Genomic DNA, 444 nt, shown 5'->3' on the forward strand with positions numbered 1-444 from the left:
CGTCCCCTTTGGTGCGCCAGATGCGTCACTTCGCCGGGGGACATATCCCATTCGGACGGTCATTCGATTTTCAAGGTTCAGGTGTTGTTACAAGAACAGTTTAGCGAAAAAATGCGCTCTTTCCCGCATATCCAAGAGGTGGGAAAAGAGCGCAAAACAGGGTGGATTTCCACGCTTAGAGACAGAAAGAAGGAGGGGTGCGTCATGCAGATAAAACTCACCATACAGGAACGGTTGAAGGATTTGCGAGTGGAACGGGGCCTGACGCTGGAACAGCTTGCGGAGCAGACCGGGCTTTCCAAGTCCGCTCTCGGCAAATATGAGGCAGACGATTTCAAGGACATCAGTCCATTCAGCATTGTCACGCTGGCGAAGTTCTACGGCGTGTCCACGGACTATCTGCTGGGCATGACAGAAACAAAAAATCACCCAGACACAGAGCTG

1 protein-coding gene is annotated in these 444 nt (G+C 52.0%); it reads left to right on the forward strand.

Annotated elements, in window-relative coordinates:
• Positions 1 to 204: 204 nt before the first annotated feature.
• The coding region (locus JQM66_RS12480; RefSeq protein WP_235230185.1) for a helix-turn-helix domain-containing protein at positions 205 to 444 on the forward strand (240 nt) is incomplete at its 3' end.

The sequence above is a fragment of the Oscillibacter valericigenes genome, assembly GCF_021531915.1.
GTDB classification, from domain to species: domain Bacteria; phylum Bacillota; class Clostridia; order Oscillospirales; family Oscillospiraceae; genus Oscillibacter; species Oscillibacter valericigenes_A.